The 19122-nt window shown below is 45.2% G+C and carries 13 protein-coding genes; 3 read left to right on the forward strand and 10 right to left on the reverse strand.

All coding sequences use genetic code 11. From position 1 onward, the window contains the following. Positions 1-145: 145 nt before the first annotated feature. Positions 146-2140, forward strand: coding sequence for an ATP-dependent helicase (locus HF312_01700; GenBank protein ID MCU7518898.1), 1995 nt, complete (start codon positions 146-148; stop codon positions 2138-2140). 77 nt (positions 2141-2217) lie between these two features. Here HF312_01700 and HF312_01705 read toward each other — a convergent pair whose 3' ends face one another. From HF312_01705 to HF312_01740, 8 genes are all read right to left on the reverse strand, one after another. Next, positions 2218-4266 (reverse strand): T9SS type A sorting domain-containing protein, encoded by a 2049-nt coding sequence (locus tag HF312_01705; protein MCU7518899.1) that lies wholly within the window; start codon positions 4264-4266, stop codon positions 2218-2220. Between the two features lie 11 nt (positions 4267-4277). Further along, positions 4278-6620: a VWA domain-containing protein gene (locus tag HF312_01710; protein ID MCU7518900.1), complete on the reverse strand. Its 2343-nt coding sequence runs from the start codon at positions 6618-6620 to the stop codon at positions 4278-4280. Positions 6621-6638: 18 nt separating this feature from the next. Then, positions 6639-8732 (reverse strand): VWA domain-containing protein, encoded by a 2094-nt coding sequence (locus HF312_01715; GenBank protein MCU7518901.1) that lies wholly within the window; start codon positions 8730-8732, stop codon positions 6639-6641. A 328-nt stretch (positions 8733-9060) separates the two neighbouring features. Continuing rightward, the gene (locus HF312_01720; GenBank protein ID MCU7518902.1) at positions 9061-9744 is read right to left on the reverse strand and encodes a polysaccharide deacetylase family protein; all 684 of its coding nucleotides are present in this window, start codon (positions 9742-9744) and stop codon (positions 9061-9063) included. Further along, a complete protein-coding gene (locus tag HF312_01725) occupies positions 9741-11549 on the reverse strand; it encodes a glycoside hydrolase (GenBank protein MCU7518903.1) in 1809 nt (602 codons plus the stop codon). The genes HF312_01720 and HF312_01725 overlap by 4 nt, the downstream gene beginning before the upstream one ends. A gap of 121 nt (positions 11550-11670) precedes the next feature. After that, on the reverse strand, positions 11671-13014 hold the full coding sequence (locus tag HF312_01730; protein ID MCU7518904.1) for an MATE family efflux transporter: 1344 nt from the start codon (positions 13012-13014) through the stop codon (positions 11671-11673). Between the two features lie 410 nt (positions 13015-13424). Continuing rightward, positions 13425-14204: a response regulator transcription factor gene (locus HF312_01735; GenBank protein MCU7518905.1), complete on the reverse strand. Its 780-nt coding sequence runs from the start codon at positions 14202-14204 to the stop codon at positions 13425-13427. Positions 14205-14299: 95 nt separating this feature from the next. Next, entirely contained in the window at positions 14300-14632 is a 333-nt protein-coding gene (locus HF312_01740; protein MCU7518906.1) for a hypothetical protein, read from the reverse strand. Positions 14633-14858: 226 nt separating this feature from the next. On the opposite strand from HF312_01740, the gene HF312_01745 reads away from it, so the two are divergent. Continuing rightward, positions 14859-16193: a PhoH family protein gene (locus tag HF312_01745; protein ID MCU7518907.1), complete on the forward strand. Its 1335-nt coding sequence runs from the start codon at positions 14859-14861 to the stop codon at positions 16191-16193. 61 nt (positions 16194-16254) lie between these two features. On the opposite strand, the gene HF312_01750 is transcribed toward HF312_01745, so the two are convergent. Next, entirely contained in the window at positions 16255-16710 is a 456-nt protein-coding gene (locus tag HF312_01750; protein ID MCU7518908.1) for a DUF488 domain-containing protein, read from the reverse strand. Positions 16711-16907: 197 nt separating this feature from the next. On the opposite strand from HF312_01750, the gene HF312_01755 reads away from it, so the two are divergent. Beyond that, the gene (locus HF312_01755; GenBank protein MCU7518909.1) at positions 16908-18368 is read left to right on the forward strand and encodes a T9SS type A sorting domain-containing protein; all 1461 of its coding nucleotides are present in this window, start codon (positions 16908-16910) and stop codon (positions 18366-18368) included. Between the two features lie 25 nt (positions 18369-18393). Here the strand turns inward: HF312_01755 and HF312_01760 are convergent, their stop codons facing one another. Then, positions 18394-18789: a response regulator gene (locus tag HF312_01760; GenBank protein MCU7518910.1), complete on the reverse strand. Its 396-nt coding sequence runs from the start codon at positions 18787-18789 to the stop codon at positions 18394-18396. Between the last annotated feature and the right edge of the window lie 333 nt (positions 18790-19122).

The raw sequence follows: 19122 nt of genomic DNA on the forward strand, positions 1-19122 counted from the left end.
TTATTAATTCCCCGGCCTTAGGGCTATAGTCTACCGGAATTACTATATAATTCCTTATATTGCGAAATATTAATTTTTGTTTCAATTACCGGATAAAATGCGCTTTTTCAGCCCAGAAATCAGCTAAAACCAAGAAATAGTGAAAATGGCCAAAAAATATCAGCTTAAAAGAATCGGAAGCCAGGAAATCCTGCCTCCGCAGATCGACGAATCACGCTTTCAAATTAACTATAAAACCGAACTAAACGCCACACAATTTGAGGCGGTTTCTTCAACCGAAGGTGCTTACCTGGTTATTGCCGGGGCAGGAACGGGCAAAACACGCACGCTGGTCTACAGGGTAGCCCGCCTGGTGGAAACAGGCGTGGACCCGAAATCTATTCTTCTGCTTACATTTACAAGAAAAGCCGCAAATGAGATGATGAACCGCGCAACCCTGCTCCTTGATAACAGGTGCTCTAAGATTAATGGGGGGACTTTCCATTCATTTGCCAACATTACACTCAGAAAGTATGGCAAAGCCGTTGGAATTGACCCGGGCTTTACAATTCTGGACCAGGGCGACAGCGAGGACGTGGTTAACCTCATAAGAAGCCGCCTGAACCTGGCAGCTGTAAAGAAGAGGTTCCCTACCAAACAGACAATTTACAAGATATTCTCCTTCAGCGTTAATACGGGTATTCCTGTTGAGGAGATACTGGAGGCCGAATACCCCCATTTCTTTGAGTTTTGTGACGTAATTCTGGAAATACAGAAGGTTTATATGGCTTATAAACAGCAGAATAACCTCCTGGACTATGACGACCTTCTGGTATACCTAAACCGCTTCTTAAATGAAAGAAGCCCTGCGGCCAAGTCGTTCCTTTCAGGAATTAAGTACGTCATGGTGGATGAATACCAGGATACCAACAAGATCCAGGCTGAAATTGTGCGCGGTCTTGCATATTATAACAATAACGTTATGGTCGTTGGCGACGACTCGCAGTCCATCTATTCCTTCCGTGGGGCTGATTTTAAGAACATAATGGAGTTTCCTCACCTTTTCAATGACGTAAAAATAATTAAACTTGAGGAAAATTACCGCTCGACGCAGGAAATACTGAATTTTGCAAATTATATCATTGAAGCCGCCGTTGAAAAGTACCCGAAGTTCCTCTTTACCCGTAAAACCGGGGGTGAGCTGCCGGCAATAATTTCGGCTGCAAATGAGAACATGCAGAGCCGGTTCGTGGTAAACCGTATACTGGATCTGAGGGAAGAAGGGGTTCCATTAAAGGAAATTGCAGTACTTTTCAGGTCCTCTTACTCCTCTTTTGACCTCGAAATTGAGCTGAATAAGGCAAATATCCCCTTTATCAAGGTGGGCGGAATGAAATTCATTGAAACCGCGCACGTGAAGGACGTTCTGGCATTCCTGAGGATTGCCGCTAACCCGAAGGACCTTGTAAGCTGGCTGAGGGTTCTGATGCTTCATGAAGGCATCGGCCCAAAGACGGCACAGAAGATAATGGATGAGATTTCTATCTCGCGCCTCAGTATTACTTCCAGTCCCGAGGCGGTGGTCCCTAAAAAATATAACGACAGGATACTGAACCTTTTTATTCTGCTCAATAAGATCCATACAAAAGAAAGCTCTCCGGCTGAAAAAGCAGAACAGGTGCTGGACTACTACTACCCCCTGTTTAAGGGAAAGTACGACGACTTCAACAAAAGGAAGAAGGATCTGGATATCCTCCTTAACATAACTGAAAACTACAAAACGCTTGACAGCCTGCTGGCCGATATGGCTCTTGATCCCCCGCGCGACAGCGTTGTGGATATCGACTCCGAAACAAAGGAAGACGAGTACGTAACACTCTCCACCATACATTCGGCCAAGGGGCTGGAGTGGCATTCGCTTTTTATTATTCACGCTATGGAGGGATTTTTCCCGAGCGGACAGTCTTTCGACAACATGGAAGCACTTGAAGAGGAAAGAAGGCTCATGTATGTGGCCTCAACAAGAGCAAGGCAGAACCTTTATATTTCCTACCCGATGAGCATTTTTGACAGGGAAAAAGGGATGACATTCTCCAAACCTTCCAGGTTCATTGCAGGAATTAAGGAAGACCTGGCAGAAGAGTGGCTTTTGGAAGAATAATTTTTGGAAGAGTAATTTTAGAGAGACGAGTATTATTCAGGTACATGCCCTGAAAGGCATGTACCTGAAGTCAAAAGCTATTTTATGAGATTAATCCTGAAGGTACTTACAATTTCCTCCCCAACCTGAAGCCGTACAAAGTAGATTCCGCTTGGAAGCGTGCTCCCGTAAAGGTCACGCCCGTTAAAGTAAACTTCATTCCACCCCGGGTTCAGATTCGTTATGTCAATTAAGGCAATGAGCTGCCCCAGTACGTTGTAAATTCTTACAAACTTAACCTTACCCCTCGAGGCGTCGCTAAGGTACAGCCTGATCTTGGTCGACGGGTTAAAAGGATTGGGATAGTTGCCTGCAATATAGGACTGAGGCATTGAAACATTCTTTTCCACTTTCACCTCTGTAGCCGGGGTCTTATAGTCGGCTATATAGGCTGTATAGCGGCAGCGGATATTATATTTCAGGCTTAGGCTTATCAAGTCCTGTTTCAGTGAAGCGGTCTCGCCGTAGATCTCAATCTGACGTTCCAGCTGGTCTATCATCTCTTTTGCCCAGAGGCTCTCGGCAAATTTATTTTTAAGCGTGTCGCCCGAGAAATCGAGGCGGAAGTTGAAGGCCGTGGTGCCTTTAGCTGAATAGCCCGCTATACCAAGCGGGGCCACTCCAGAATTCCTGTAGCGCCCGGCAAGGAAGAAGCTTGACCCGGCAAAGGTAACGGGTATCTTCATGGGAACCACCTGCGAAATATCCACCTTTCCGTATTCAAAGGCCACATCCTTAAGTATAGGCTGGCTTATCTGGTTAAAAACTCTCAGCATTTTTTCTTCCGCGTTATCATTTGAACCTATATAGGTAACAAAGCCGTAATTTAAGGCGGCTGTCATCTCCAGGCGTGCCCTGCTGATATTGTCTCCAAAGCCTATGGGGAAAATGCCGGCCTTGTTTTTATTAAGCTTTTCCAGCTCCTGGGGGTTGAGGTTTGATCCGCTTTCGGTAAATATGAGAAGTGAGCGGTTAAATTTATAGTTAACAAAAGTCGTGTCATCAAGCTGGCTCAGGCACTGTTTTACCCCCTGCTCAAGATCGCTTCCCCAGGTGGTTGTAATGGAGTTAAGATAACTCCGGGCTCCTGTAATGTTTTCTGCTGTAGCCTGAACGGGCTGCGTCTTCCAGGCGTTTACAGAATTGTCATATGTAACAATGTTGAAATAGTCTTTGTCTGTAAGAAGACTTAGCGATTTTGAAATGGCGCTTTTACTTGCATCAAGACTGGTTCCGTTCATATTGCTGTTTCTTGAAAGGAGCAGGACCACGCATTTTTTAAGTATGCTGTCCTGACGCGCGCTGTTCTGCGGGCGGACGAATAAGGCAAAGTGCCCGCCAATTGTGTCTTTTGCGCCAATGGAATAAAAATCAACGCCAAGCTTCGATATGTCGGTTTCATAAGAAAACTGAAAATCCTTATCCACGTAGAACTTCGACTTCAGAATTTCAACGTTCAGCTCATTTTCATTGGGTTTCGACGTCTTATAATCCGAAAATGAAGGGACGTCAAACTTTGTAATCGGCGTAGCTGAATTTACGTTGATACTGAATTTTGCGTAGTCCAGCGGATAAGGGACAAAGTCGCTTGTGTTTAAGGGGAATGTATAAGTGCTTTTCCCCTGGTAGTAGTCCAGAAGGCTTACATAAGTAAGGCGCACCATCTGAATTGAGTGTGCCTTAATTCCCCTAAGGGAAATTTTTATGCCGTTTCTTCCTATATAACTGTTTACCAGTGCAGCAGTGCCGCCTTCCCCTGTTCCGGGATTTGTACTCTGCTCCTGCACCTTCAGCACCGCCCTGTAGGCCTTATTATTGTACCAGTATACAAACTCCGTTGCGCGGGCATCGGCAGGAAGCGGAAAAGAATAAACGGCGTCAGTAGAGTCGTCCCATTCATTTTCAAACTCCTGAAGTACAACCGTCTCAGCTACAAGGCCGTGAATGTTTACGGTTACTTCAATCGATTTTAATCTGAGAAAATCCTTAGGGTACTGCTTGGAAACAGGCATCATAAGGCCCGTGGCATTGCAGACCGAAAAGCTTATTAGTAAGAATAAAGCTGTTAATAATTTTATTTTAAGCACCTGGCCCTCCACTACTTTAAGTACAGAATTTTTGCGGTCTCCGTATAACTGGTCTCTCTGATGTCGGTAAGCGTCAGCTCCGCGAAGTAGAAGCCTGTTCCAACCATATCGCCGCGGTCGTTCCTGGCATTCCATACTACTTTTTGCATATTGTTTTCCGTAAGGTCAAATTCCTTTACCTTCTGACCGAGTACGTTAAATATTTTTATTTTCCCCTTCACATACCCCCCTTTTTTAACCTGAAAGGTAATTTCTGGGTTGAACGGGTTTGGATAGAAAGCAAGATGTTTTTCAGCCAGGCTGTTTTGTGCTGTCGTGTAGTTTACCTCGGCCTGGCCGCCGAGCCCTGCAAACCTGATCTGGAGTTTAACTGTATTACTGCCTGAAGGCGCACTGGAGCGGTAGGTAACTAAATACTTGTAATTTGTCTTCATTCGCGATATGTCGAGAAGAATATCCCTGAAGTTGCCAGTTATGTCGTAGTAGTTCCCGCCCGTGGGGGTAGTAATTGCCTCATAGTAGGCAGACTTATAGCCCTGCGTGCCTATGGCATTTACCACAATCCCTTTTATAAGGAGTGAATCCAGAACCGTCTCCCTTGAAAGAGGCGTATAGCTGTCTTTTTCATGGAACTGTGCGTCGGTAATCCAGACGATGATGCGTTTGCTTTCAGGACGGAAATTGAAGGCCGAGGCATCCAAAAGAGCCTGAAGAGAGTTCTCCGGCATGTCGCCTCCTCCGTGGGCATTCTGCTGGCCTATTATCTGCTGGAAAGCCTGAACGTCCTTTGTAAATGGATACTTGTTCTCAACTTCGTCCAGGAATGTAACCAGCCCTAATTGATAGTCTACCCTGCTGGCCGAAAGGCTGTCGGCAAATTCAATAATATTGTTTTTAACAGATGCAATCTCGCCTCCCATACTCCCGGTAACGTCAAGAACAAAAACGATGTCTGCCTGTGAGGCTCCGCCTGAGGTATCTTTGCCGAAGGTGAAATTTGTAAGGCGTGTGGAATTCTCATAAAGGAAAATGTTCTCAGGCGTCAGCGTCGTAACTTTACTTCCCTTGTCTTTCCTCGTAACCTCAAATGAGATGGACATGTTCGGGAATTTAGAGCTTACAAGAGTGTCTATCTTGACTACAAGGCCGCTGTCGGAGACAGGAGTAGCAGGAAGATATACAAACCTGCGGAGTTCATCAACCATTTGAGTCCCGTCATAAAGCCCCAGGGCAATCTCTGCAATTTTGTCGTCATAAATTATGCGGGGACTTACCTCCAGCGCCTGGTAAAGAGGTATAACCGATCCATAAGAATACTCCGCTTTGGGGGAAGTAAATTCCGTTGGCATCTGGACTTTTAAGCTTCCGCTGCTTATCTGCTTTGTCCCGGTATTTTTAATTTCAAGGTACGTCTGGAGCTTTTGCGGGAACAGAAGCCCGCCATCAAGCGCAATAAACTGCGGCATATCCCACCTTAAGAAAAAAGCCGAAGAAAAATCGGGGTTCCTTAAGGTGAGAGTCATCTCTTTACTTTTCTTTTCAGACGGTCCCAGAACCGATTCATCCCAGAAGGATTTTATTACACAGTCGTAAAGCGTCTTTGGTGCTGAATTGTCAAATTCAGGCGAAGGCGTCTTCTCCATATCCTTCCAGTTGGCAATGATCATCCTGTCGGGATTATTACTGAAGCTTAAAGCCATGGCAAGGCCTTTTGCGCCTGACGGCTTTTCCCGGAGCATGATTTCATGTGGAAGTTCCTGTGAGGTGAGAATCTTACTTTCCTTTAAGAGTTCCTGCAGCATATAAACCGCGGCATCTCCCCCGTGGCCCAATGCGGGATCAAGCACAAAACCCAGGCCCGACTTATGTGAGGCTGAATCAAGGTTCGTTATCTCCTCATTAAGCCTGAAAGTGGAATCGGACTTCTGAAAAACCAAGGAAAATTTAACAGAAATGACGCCCGTTTTAACTGCCGAAATTACCAGTGTATCACCCTTCATTGAAAACTGATAGTCGCCCGCAGTAAACAGGTCATCAAACCTGTACCATGCTCCGTCGAGAGAAAAGACGGGGTATGAAGTCATTGCATAAGGGTGTCCGAATGTCAGCTGGCACTGGTTATCGAGGCTGCTTTGAGATATTCCCCCGGTAGTACCCAAAGTAAAGTATCCGCCCTTAAGGAGAGTATAACTGACGAGGCTGTCCTTAAATTCCAGTCCTCCCAGTGACATTATGGAGTTGGATGTACGGCCTTTAAGCGGTTTATCAAAATCGAGGTCGTATTTTGCCTTCTCCTGTGCAAAGGTTAATAAGGGCACTAACAGTGTTAGTGCCGCAAGAATAATTTTTTTCATTTTTTCTCCGGAAAACTTTTATCGCATTAAAACCATTTTGCGTGTCTGCTGGAACTCCCCGGTCTGTATAGTGTAGAAATACACACCGCTGGGGACCAGGTTATTTCCTGCATCCATACCGTTCCATGTTACGGTATATTTGCCGGGGGCCTGTTCCAAATCGATGAGCGTGCAGATAAGCTGCCCTAAAGCATTATAGATTTTTATAACAACGCGGTATGCCGCGCGCCCCATAGGCAGCGAATAAGTTATTTTGGTTTCCGGGTTGAAGGGGTTTGGATAATTCTGTTCCAAAGCAAAATTATCCGGCTTGAGGCTGCCTTCTTTTTTAACGCCGGTTGAAGGATCGGCATAGAAAGCCGTATAAGGCGTAAGTATCTGATAGCGGAGGCTGAGTACAACTACCTGGTCAACGAGCTCTTTTTTCTGACCCAATATTCCTATCTGGTCCATCAGGTAGTCAATTTTACTCTTAGCCCACACTCTGGGCACAAATCTGTGGCCGCCCAGGGTATCGGGAAAATCTATCTGCTGCTTGAATTCAACGTCCTTTGAGCGGATTTTTCCTTTCAGCGTAACGATGCAGTTGCCCCCGGTTTTATAAAGGCCCACCTGCATTAGCTGGCTGCCCCAGAACAGGTCGCCTATTGTCTTTGGGTACTGGTCCCAAACCTGCAGTCCGCCAAGGTCCAGACTGATATCTGTCAACACCGGTTTGGCAATTCTCATAAAATGATCTTTAATTACGAGCGCAATACTGTCGTTGGATGTTATAAAATTGCTGTAGCCGTGGTTTTCCTCAGCCAGGCTTATAAGAAGCGAACGTTTAACCTCATCGCCCACGCCGAATGAGAATATTCTGACGCCTTTGGTGTTTTTCTCTTTTACACTGCTTAAAATTGCAGTATTTGTTGTATCGCCCCATGTGGGGTATCCGTCAGTCAGAAATACAATTGAATTCGAGGTGGAATCGCCGAAACTCTGGGCAAGGGAGCTTGCAAGGGCGCCGCTGATGTTCGTCATTCCGACGGCATAAAGCTTCAGGACATAATCTTTTGCCGCCTGAATATTTTCAGGGGTTGCCGTTACCAGGTCGGGCTTAAATTTATCCACTGTGGTCCCGAATATCACAATATTAAATTTATCGCACGCGTCCAGAAGAGCCAGGAAGTTATTAAGCGATTCTTTGATCTTCTCCAGTCGTATTCCGTAAACGCTGGAGGAAACGTCCACAGTAAAAACTATATTCTGAGGGATTAATTCATCCCCGGCAAGACTGTCCGGAGGGCTTATCCATATGGCGTAATAGCTGTCGGACCCGATTGAATCCTTCGGCGAAGGCTTAAATGTAAGCCCGTGGTATTCAATTTCTTTCCTTTGTGTCTGGAACTGAATTAAGAGATCCTTATCGGGGACAAAATTTTCATCGCCGTAGAAGAATTGATAATGGTTATCAGCAAACTTTGTAAGTTTGGCGGCAGTTGAATTGCCGTGCGAGGGCGAGGAAAAGCTTTTATAATCGTATTTGGAACTGGCTTCCACGTTAACAGTAACCGTCTGAAGAGCTTTTGAGGAAAGCCCCAGAGTATTGAGGCGGAAATTATACTTTACCATTCCAAAATCATACTTCAGCGGTTCAACGTACGTAATTTCAGTTCTCACCTCCGACTGCGCATTAACGGGCACAATACTGAGGCGGAAAAGGTTATTGCCCATATATTCCAGAAGTGCCGGATCGAGCCACTGCCTCAGGTGCTGGTTGTAATCATTTACAGCCTCTGCCCTTTCACGTATTTCGGCTTCAAAGCGCTGGCCGTTTACCCAGTAAACAAGCTGCGAAACTGTAGCGTTTTCAGGAAGAGGAAAGATATAAACAGTCTCAACCGAACTGTTCAGCTCATTGTAGAACGTCTGGTCAACATGTGTAACGGATATCTGCTCCTGAATGTCGACTTTTACGTCAACCTTCTTGATCCACATCTTCGAATATTCCTGGGAGCTGAAGCGCGGGCGGGCAAACAGTGCACCTACGGCATATACATCATTGCTGAGGAGGAAAGTGATAAAGAAAAGAACTGAAGCGAATGCAGCAATTCTCACAGCCGTTTTCATAATATTGACTCCTTGTATACATGGGGAAAATAAAGTCAAATTCAGAAAATAAAGGTCGCCTTAACCAACAGGCTTAGGGAATCAAAACTACATAACAGTCGAAACCTTAAAGAAAACCGGCATCAGACTATAAGTTATCCGTTTCAGGTTATTACAAATATTCTCTGCTTAAACTTCATAGAATTTTTGGAGAAAAGCAATCTAAAAAATATGAATTGTGATAAAGGTTTTATGCATTAAAAAAACTGTTTTAGGATAAGAATAAACCGTAAAATAAAAAACCCCGCATTCTGAAAAAAGAAGCGGGGTTTTCTTTAATCTTAACCTTTTATTTAAAGCGCATAAAGGTATAACCTTTTCCTTCAAGTTCTGTAATCAGGCTGTCAAGCCTGTTGTAGAAAAGGTCTTTTCTACCCTCGGTTGCTGCTATGTGAGTAAGCAGAATAAAGCCGTTCAGGCCGTTTTTGTCCGACTTTTCAAAGTTCATAATGCTCTTATAAATGTCGTCGCTTGAAACGTAGTTTTTATCCACCAGAGGCGAAGTATAGTCGGCATTGGACCTTGTGCCGGGCGTAAAATTTACAAGCTCAAGCCCCAGCTCTTTTGCCCACCGGCTTATTTCCTCGTTATACCATTCAAACGGAGGCAGAAAGTATTTTGCATCCTCCTTCTTAACACCAAACTTTTCCATTTCGGCGTAATTAGCCCTAAGGTCCTTAACAAAGTCCTCTTGACTTATTAAGAGTGAGTCCCTTTTTTCCCAGGGAGCGTAGAGAAGATGCTTATTTGAATGGGCCCCTAGGTAATGTCCGTCTTTTTTAAGGGCTTTTATAAACGCCGTAAATTTGCTGTTGCGGTAAAAATCCCCGGTAAAGAAGAAGGAGGCCTTAATGTTATGTTTTTTGAGGACACTTCTAACAATCTCTCCTCCCTCTCCTTTATCGTGTGCGGTAAATACCAGGCGGATTTCACGTTTCGTTTTGTCCGTCCTGACAACACCGCCCAGGATTATTTCACTTTTTTTTTTATGAGGCCTGCCTGGTCTTTGTTTCCCTCGGCCTGGAGTGCGCCAAGGTAGTAAGTCAGGCTTGCCGTTCCGTCCATTGTAGGCTCATTTGTAGAGTAATCGCCGAAATCGTCGTGATAGACAATGCGTTTGCTCTGGAACTGTGCATATTCGTCCGGTTCGTGGAGCGTAAGGCCCTTAAGCATGTTAAAAATTGAAGTATAAACCGGGCCGTCCACCAGTCCGCCATCAACCTGCATGTGGTAAACAGCAGAAAAAGCAGAGTGCGGGTCTACCGGGTTATCGCCATTCTTTGGCAGTCCCATAATCATGCTGGTTCCCCAGGGGTTGCAGCCGAAAAGCCAGTCGCGAAGCCCGGCTTCCATTTCCTGATAGGAAGCGTCTTTAGTCAGTGTATAATAGAGGTGCGACTGTGTAAGCATGGCACTTACCAGGTTATTTGAGCACCAGATAAAAGGAATTCCAATTAGGAACGGATTGCTCTTACCCTTCTGGTAAACGTTGTCAATTCCCTTTTTGAAGTCAGCTGTAAATTCCTTTGCAATCGCTTTATCGCTGCTTTTTGCCAGGTAATAGTGCCCCAGGTTCATGAAGGGGTACCACTGGTAATGCCTTGCCGTATCGGCGCCCATCCATGGAGTGACAGGCTCCTGTTTTCCGTACTGGGCCGCATCCTTAAGGTAATTCTTCCCTGTATACTGGTAAAGCTGTGTGGCAGCCAGTTCCATATCGTCCACCCAGTTATCTTCCTCATAAAAATAAGGGGATACGCATGGAGCGGTCTGGCAGACTCCGGGATGCTTAACGCCAAGTTCATAGGCCTCAACGGCCTTCGTCTTCAGCACTTTGGCAAATTCAGGGTAGTACTTGCTGAAGATCTCGCTTCCCATTGAGAAAGCAGCAGCAAATTTTCCTGCGGTTGAAGCGATGCCGGTTGCCCTGTTTTTATTTTTGAAGACGCCCTGCGGCTCTCCGGTACAGAAGTAGACAGGCCTTTCCTTGCCCTTGCCGTAAGTAACAGGATCCTGGCTCGGCATCTTGAAGCCCGCGTGGTCACGGTCGTCTGCAATCTGGTTGAACATCATGTCCTTGGACGGGTTCATCTTAACAAGCCAGTCCATACCCCATTTTGCCTGGTCGAGTATATCGGGAACGCCGTTTGCTCCGGGATTTCCGTCCTTATCGTATTCATCGCCGAAAGAGGTGGGATTCTGCTCATAGGCAAACATGAGGTCGAAAACGGCATTTGCAGAAGTTGTAACGTACTGCAGGTAATCCGAAGCATCGTGCCAGCCGCCTACAACATCAATATGCGTTGAATCCACTTTGGGATCGGGATGGAAAATGATAAACCCGTCATGCGTATGGCAGCTGTCCTTGATGAAAGGATTATATCCGCACTGCTGCTGGCGCATATATTTTAAGAGAAAGTCTGCCGTGCCATTATAAACGTCGTTGCCGATTCTGAATGAAGGTGACTTTACATCGCCTGCTTTCAGGTAGTAGGCTCCGTCTTTTTTGAAATCGGAAAAATTGAGCCTGAATGAGCTTGCAAATGCGCCATAATTACCGTACGGCTTTACACTCTTTGATTTCCAGACGCTTTTTCCTGTCATGGCATCGCAAAGCTCAAAAGACTTTACATTTAAGTTCTCCTTGCTTACCAGAACAGCCACTTTTACAGACTTGTTCAGGTAGCCCAGCTGATTGATTCTAATCCAGCTGCTCTGCGGAAATATAAGGCCGAAAGGCAGAACAAATAATAATAATAAAAGCAATTTCTTTTTCATTGTTAACCCGTGGGGATAGTTGTTAATAAACTCCAGTTTCGGTCGATGGGGAAAATAAATAAAATGGCAAACTAAGGCAAAGGTAATTATTTTCTTTTTTTTCTTATGGAAAACGGGCCTTTTATCCGTAAAATAACGCTTTTTTGCTGCCGAAATGAAAGCGTGAGGTTAAAAGAAGAGCCGATGCCGTAAGTCCAACAATAAAACCGAACCAGACGCCCCTGACGCCGAAACCCAGATAAAAGGCAAAGAGATACCCCACAGGAAGCCCCAGTACCCAGTAGGAAATAAAAGTTATCAGAGTCGGGACCTTAACGTCCGTAATTCCTCTTAATGCTCCGAGTGCAACTGCCTGAACGCCGTCGGAGATCTGAAAGAAAGCGGCAATAATAAGAAGCGAGGAGGCAATTCCAATAACCTGTGCGTTATTTATATATAAAGATGGGAGGGAATCCCTGAACAAAACGAATATCAGGCCCGAGACCACTTCCAGGAGCGCTGTAAGTATTATTGCGCTGAAGCCTGCACGCCTGATTTCTGAAACATCCCCCCGCCCTGCTGCACTGCCAACCCTGATTGCCGCGGCAGCAGAAATGCCCGTAGCGGCCATGTAAGGTATTGTAGCCAGGTTAAGGGCGATCTGGTGCGCTGCCAGGGGGAGCGTTCCGATCCAGCCTATCATAACAGCAGCAGATGAAAAAGCCCCTACTTCGAAAAAGTACTGGAATCCGCTCGAAAACCCTATCCCCAGTATCTTTTGGGATATGGCGGCATTCAGCTTCCTGATGCCGAAGTTAAGGCCGTACTTTTTGAAGCGTACTGAACGAAGAACATAGAGCGTCATGACAACTGCCATAAAGACTCGCGTCAGTAAAGTTGCAAGTGCCGAGCCCTCAAAACCCAGCGCCGGAAGACCCAGTTTGCCGAAAACCAGCACCCAGTTGCCCAAAGCATTGACAAGGTTAGCCACTATGTTTATTACCATTGCAGGACGCATAATGCTGAGCCCTTCTGTAAACTGCCTGAAAGTCTGGAATATCATCATTGGAAGAATTGAAAGCCCTATTATCCTGATGTAAACCGCAGCCAGGCGCGCCACGTCCTCAGGCTGGTTAAGATATTTTAAGAAGCCGGAACCCGCAAGAATGACTGCAATAAGAAGAAATGCCACAGTGACGTTTATTACCAGTCCGTTACAGAGTATAAGGCCGCATTCCTTCAGACGCCCGCCGCTGCTGGCAATGGCAACAAGAGGTGAAATGGCAAAGGTAACACCAAGTCCGATGACAAAAATGAGGAAGAAAAGGCTGTTTGCAATTGATGCCGCGGCAAGAGGCACGGCGCCAAGCCTGCCCACAAAAAGACTGTCCACAACGCCCATCATTACATGCCCCAGCTGCCCTATAGCTACCGGGTAGGCAAGAAGAGCCGTATTCTTAAAATGATATCTAAAGGTGTTTTTCATTGAGGCTTAAAGATAAGCATATAATCCGATAAGTTCTAATTTTTCAGCTCTGAAGTATGGATGGGAAACGCCCCATTTAAAAATAAAAAACCCCACCGAATTACAACAATCATCCGAAGACAATCCGTAGACATTCGATGGGGTTGAGGGGTCGCCATGAAAAAGAACTATTACTTGAGCATGAGAGATAAAAACAATCAATCAATCTTAGGTTACACACAACAGCTTAACATTACACGTCAGAACAAAATCATTATCATCACCGTCTATTTTTAAGATGAATGAAATGTGATGGAAATTCAATGTATAATCGACTAAAGGCTCATTCTGCAGGATAAGCGGTATTTATGCAAGGCTTAGAGGCTTTTTTGAGATTTTAGCGCACTTTTCAACTGCTATTCAGCTGAATTTCAGCTGAATTTCTCCTTAAACTTGTTCCCGTAGCGCCTGCTTATAATGAAAGGCTTGGGAATATTCTGCAGGTAAACTTTATAGCTGCGGTTAAGCAGTTTCTCTATTTTATCCACAAAATCGAGGTTAATTATTGTAGAGCGGTGTATTCTGATAAAAAACTTCTTCGGCAGTATCTCCTCCCATTCCTTCATGGACCTTCTTACAATGAATTTCCCCTCTGAAGTAAAAACGTTTGTGTAATCCCCCAATGCGGAAATGCATTTCAGGTCGTTTACCTTCAGTATTTTGGGCTGGTTATCCACCGTAAGGAGAATATGATCGTTAAGGTCGAGCCTCTTTACCTGGGACTCTTCTCCTTCCGGGGCACCTCTGTAGCCCGTTTTTTCCTGGAAATGGATTAAATTAAAGGCATCCCATTTCCTGAGCTGTGCCTGAACGGCTCCCAGGAGTTCCTCTTCAGTAAAAGGCTTTGAAATGAAGTCGTCGGCCCCAAGTTCCATCCCCCTTCTGAAATCGGACCTTTCGGACTTTCCTGTAAGCAGAATAAAAGGCACGTAGATAAGAGTATTTTTCCTTATCTCCTTTAAGACTTCATAGCCGTCCATGACGGGCATGAGCACGTCGGAGATTATAAGATCCGCCCCTTCGCTGTAAAACTGCGCAAGGGCATCTTTCCCGTTCCCGGCCTCCAGACAGCTGAAGCCGTTACTTGAAAGAATTTCACTTATAAGCCCAAGAAGCATCTTATCGTCTTCAACTACCAGGATTTTCCTCATTGACCACCCCAATTTTTATTAGCCGGAAGTGCCTGCAGGAATTTAATGCCGGGAATACCCCGGCCAGAAGAATTGTTCAGGTAAAAGTTAACTTCTCAGAATGCCAGCATCTTCCTGTAATGCCTGGAATAATGCCTGTATTGGTTTTTGATCTCTTTAGCCTGATCGGGTAAATTATCGTTGAATAACTTCAATCCTCCGGCAAGGATGGAAATTGAAGCCGCTCCGATCTTGGCAGCCTTTGAAACATTATACCATTTACGGGGCCTTAAAAACCTTCTGTGCTGCATTATTGCTCTTGTAAGTGCAATGGCTCCCCCGACTGTTCCGGCAATTGAAGTCATATTGTGGGCTGTTCTATTCCAGTCGACTTTGTTCATAGTCTTCCGGGCTTTTCTCATTGTCCTTTTCATGTTTAGCTTCATCATAACCCTTACCCCTTTCTGAATCTGTAAGACATAGTATCCTTCTGTCAGGACTAAACCTGTTCTTTTGATAAAAAAGACGTTTCGGGCCTTTTTTTCCAGTCATTTTTTTTACCCATGTGACGCCGTGCATGGCAATTCCCCCGCGGGCAATCCGGTTTGCTATAGAACTTCCCATGCCATATATTAAAGAGAACAGGGATATGTCTCTAAAATGAGGTCTTAAGCTATGGCAGCAAAAAAACAAAAGAAGATCTTTGTCATAGACACAAACGTGATACTTTACGATCACACCTGCATATACAACTTCCAGGAGCATGACGTAGTTATACCGATTGTGGTCCTGGAAGAGCTGGATAATTTCAAGAAAGGGAGCGACTCCATAAACTATGAGGCCCGGGAGTTCATAAGGGAGCTTAATGATATCTCCGGCCCGGGGCTATTTACAAAAGGCCTCCCCTTAGGGAAAAGTTCAGGCCACCTCTTTATAGAGGTCAGCCCGCCGCAGTCGGAACTGGTCAATCACGCATTCATACAGAAGATGCCCGATCACATGATTCTTGCACTTGCAGATGAGCTGAGGAAAAAGCATGCCTCAAGACAGGTCATTCTGATTACTAAAGACATAAACCTCAGGATGAAAGCCAAATCAATAGGGCTTCAGGCCGAGGACTACGAAACCGGAAAGATAAGGAACCTGGACGAGCTTTACTGCGGCTGGCAGCAGTGCGATGGCTTCGACAGCTCTGTAATTGCCAGGTTTTATGATGAGCCCTATTCTGTGCCGAAAGAAGAACTTTCCCTTCCTGTAACTCCGCTTGCGCATCAGTATTTTATACTTAAGAACCGCAGCTCAAGCGCGCTGGTGCACTTCAACCAGAAGAACGATCAGTTTGAAAGGGTCAATAAGCCCATGGCCTACGGCATTGAACCCCGGAACGCGGAGCAGATATTTGCCATGGACGCCCTCCTGAAGCCCGAAGTTGCCCTTGTGGCCCTTACGGGCAAGGCCGGAACAGGCAAGACTCTCCTTGCCCTTGCAGCGGCACTCCAGCAAAGGCGGTCTTTCCAGCAGATCTATCTTGCAAGACCTGTAGTGCCCCTTGGCAATAATGATATAGGTTACCTGCCGGGCGACATAAAAAGCAAGCTGGATCCTTATATGCAGCCCCTTTGGGACAACCTGTCCGTAATAAGGACAAAATTCCAGCCCGAGAGCCCCGAGCTCAGGCGCATTGCCGATATGATACAGAATGAAAAGCTTCTTATTGCCCCGCTGGCATACATTAGGGGAAGGAGCCTGAGCAATATATTCTTTATTGTTGACGAGGCGCAGAACCTGACGCCGCATGAGGTGAAAACTATTATTACGCGCGCAGGCGAAGGGGCCAAGATTGTCTTTACAGGGGACATATACCAGATAGATACCCCCTACCTCGACAGCCAGTCCAACGGACTCACATACCTGGTGGACCGGATGAAAGGGCAGGAGCTCTTTGCGCACATAAATCTGGTAAAAGGTGAACGAAGCCAGCTTGCCGAGGTTGCAAGCAATCTGCTGTAGAACAGAATTTATGGGGGCTGTGGAGTAAAACTCCCTTCAGCCCCTGCTTTTGAGAAGCTCCTCAGAAGAGATGTACAATTTCAACATTCCCCCACTTCTTCTTAAGGTACTCAGAGGCGAGCTTCCTGTGGCATTCATCGGGCCTGTCTTCACTGCAGAGCAGGCATGAACCGTCAAGAAGCTCCTTAATATCCATCTGCTCGACTTTCCTTTTGGAGATAAGCGCAATATAACTTTTCTCAAAGACCTTCCTGTCGCCCTTGTTCTTTTTAGCCTCATCCATAATTTCCTGCGTAGGGGCCAGTTCAGTAAGATATGTATATTCAATTCCGGCAACAGCTTTTAAGAAATATTTCAGATCTTCTGCCTTGGCATACCCCGCCAGCTGTGAAGTGTTGTTGAGCCTGATATCAATTACCCTCTTTACCTTATTATCAGTCAGAAGGTTAAAAAACTTTTCAGCATTTTTCTTTGTAAAGCCGATTGTAAAGATTTTAATATTGCCTGAAGATTTCATGTCTCCCCCTGAATGGATAATAATGCCCGCTCTAAAATACTAATATTTCCGATTACAAAATTATGCTAAGGATAATCCCGTGCTTTTTCAGGGGGAAAATAAAGCGTTATGATCCATTCAATTTTGCACAAAAAAAATTTAATTCTTACGTAAAAGAATTATATATTTGCTGAAACATAATAAATTATCCTCCGCCGATGAAAAACGTACTTTTAGCTATTAGCTTAATACTTTCATTTATTTCTCCTGCTTTCAGCCAGGAGCCCCTTTCTGTCCACGAACTCCACAAAAAAGAGTTCGGCAGCCAGCAGTTAAAAAAGAGCCCGTTTAATGAAGACGGCAGCGATATTATTCCTCTTCAGTTTAACAGAACACAAACTTCAACTGCCGTATTCGGCTATCTCCCCGACTGGGAGTATGCTTCAGCTAAAAGTTACCTTCAGTACGATCTTTTAACCCATTTAGCATGTTTTGATTTTCCAGCGGATACACTGGGAAGACTTAAAAACCCAAACCCATGGCCCTGGACAGATGTAATCAATCAGGCACATTCACACGGCGTTAAGGTAATAATGTGCGTTACCAATTTTACCGGTTCACAGATAAACAAGATAATTTCCGTTGCCTCCAGCAAGCAGAACCTGTTTTCCAACATTAAAAATACAATAAGGCAATATTCCCTGGATGGTGTAAATATTGACTTTGAAGGGCTGAATAAAGCCGACCGCGGCTCACTCATCAACAGCTTTATGGCGGAACTTACTGATTCAATTCATGCAGCCTTCCCGGGTAAGGAAGTTTCCTTTGCAGGGCCTGTCATTAACTGGGGAGGATGGGACCTTTTAGGACTGGCAAAGGCATGCGATTACATTTTTATTATGGGATATAGTTTTTACGGGGGCTTTAGTTCAACTTCAGGGCCATGCGCTCCGCTTACAGGAAGCAGCCAGACGAACAATATTACTTCGGCTTTGGCCTCTGCAACATATGGTTACGGAGCGGTCATTCCGAATTATGCTAATAAGTTAATTCTTGGAGTCCCGTACTATGGAAACAGCTGGCTGGTCAGAACAAGCTCTTCATATTCCAAAGCTGTTGACTATATCAGAAGCACATTTTACAGCGATAACGTTTTGAAGGCCCCAGTCTATGGACTTAAGTGGGATAGTCAATCCAGTACTCCATGGTACTGTTATCAGCAGGATACTTTGTGGGTCCAGAACTGGTTCGACACAGATACAAGCACCGCACTGAAATACAATCTTGCAGCCTCCAAAAACCTGAAAGGAATCGGGATGTGGGCGCTTGGATACGACGGCAGCAGGCAGGAGCTTTGGGATCTGCTGCGTCAGAGGGTCATTGCGGATGTAAAAAACACAGCAAGCCCTTTCCCGTCGGGTTTTGCTTTAAGTCAGAATTATCCAAATCCGTTCAACCCCTCAACAGTTATAAATTATGAAGTCCCCAGGACTGCAGGCATCACCCTTGCTGTATATGACCTTTTGGGAAGAGAGGTTGCAATACTTGCAGAGGGAGAGAAGGCTCCCGGAAGCTACAGCGTAAGATTTGACGGAAGCAATTTGCCCGGAGGCGTTTATTTCTACAGGCTTGAATCTGAGGGCTTAAATATTGCGAGGAAATTTATTCTTTTGAAATAACCGGCCCCTGACAAATTGCGGGGCTTTATATATTAACGATCCCCAGGAAACTCTCGACAGTGGCAATATAGGCGTTATAGTCCACCGGCTTGGTGAAATATGCCGCAGCCCCAAGCTCAAGCGCCCTGAGTTTATCCTTTCCCTCTGCAGATGAAGAGAAAACGATTACAGGTGTATCTTTCAGTCTCCCGCTTTGTCTTATCTGCTGCAGCAGGTCGAATCCGCTTATATACGGCAGATTCAGGTCAAGTATGATGAAATCCGGCAGCTCTGTATTTCCCAAATCCGCTTCATCAATATAACTTAAGGCTTTCATTCCGTTTTCTTTTACAGTAAGACTATAGCTGATCCCAAGTTCCCCGAACGCCGAATCAATTAAAATAATATCACCTTTGCTGTCTTCAATCAAGAGTATATTCATCTTTGTATTGGCTCTCCTTATTCATCAGTAGAAGGCAAAGATATGGCAGCTCACCTTGCATTTCAATACTAAAGTTTTGGAACAAAAATAAATTATATTATTACGCACCATGCATATATTCATTATAGTTCAATTTTATAACGATACAAAGTCATAAAACAAACCGGAGGGTAAATATTATTCTGAAGTAGGATCTGCATTGACAGACGGCAGCATTACGGAAGTGACATCGGCATTTGTTTCTTTAATTAGCAGCTAAAGATCGCCTGTTACCTCGGCTGTCAAGGGCCATCAAAACCAGCCACCCAGGGCCATGAAAACCTGCCACCTGTT

The sequence above is a fragment of the Ignavibacteria bacterium genome, from assembly GCA_025612375.1.
Lineage (GTDB): Bacteria > Bacteroidota > Ignavibacteria > Ignavibacteriales > SURF-24 > JAAXKN01.

Coding starts and splice junctions, on each gene's coding strand:
- HF312_01700 (MCU7518898.1), top strand. CDS start 146: ATGGCCAAAAAATATCAGCTTAAAAGAATCGGAAGCCAGGAAATCCTG.
- HF312_01710 (MCU7518900.1), bottom strand. CDS start 6,620: ATGAAAAAAATTATTCTTGCGGCACTAACACTGTTAGTGCCCTTATTA.
- HF312_01715 (MCU7518901.1), bottom strand. CDS start 8,732: ATGAAAACGGCTGTGAGAATTGCTGCATTCGCTTCAGTTCTTTTCTTT.
- HF312_01725 (MCU7518903.1), bottom strand. CDS start 11,549: ATGAAAAAGAAATTGCTTTTATTATTATTATTTGTTCTGCCTTTCGGC.
- HF312_01730 (MCU7518904.1), bottom strand. CDS start 13,014: ATGAAAAACACCTTTAGATATCATTTTAAGAATACGGCTCTTCTTGCC.
- HF312_01735 (MCU7518905.1), bottom strand. CDS start 14,204: ATGAGGAAAATCCTGGTAGTTGAAGACGATAAGATGCTTCTTGGGCTT.
- HF312_01740 (MCU7518906.1), bottom strand. CDS start 14,632: ATGATGAAGCTAAACATGAAAAGGACAATGAGAAAAGCCCGGAAGACT.
- HF312_01745 (MCU7518907.1), top strand. CDS start 14,859: ATGGCAGCAAAAAAACAAAAGAAGATCTTTGTCATAGACACAAACGTG.
- HF312_01750 (MCU7518908.1), bottom strand. CDS start 16,710: ATGAAATCTTCAGGCAATATTAAAATCTTTACAATCGGCTTTACAAAG.
- HF312_01755 (MCU7518909.1), top strand. CDS start 16,908: ATGAAAAACGTACTTTTAGCTATTAGCTTAATACTTTCATTTATTTCT.
- HF312_01760 (MCU7518910.1), bottom strand. CDS start 18,789: ATGAATATACTCTTGATTGAAGACAGCAAAGGTGATATTATTTTAATT.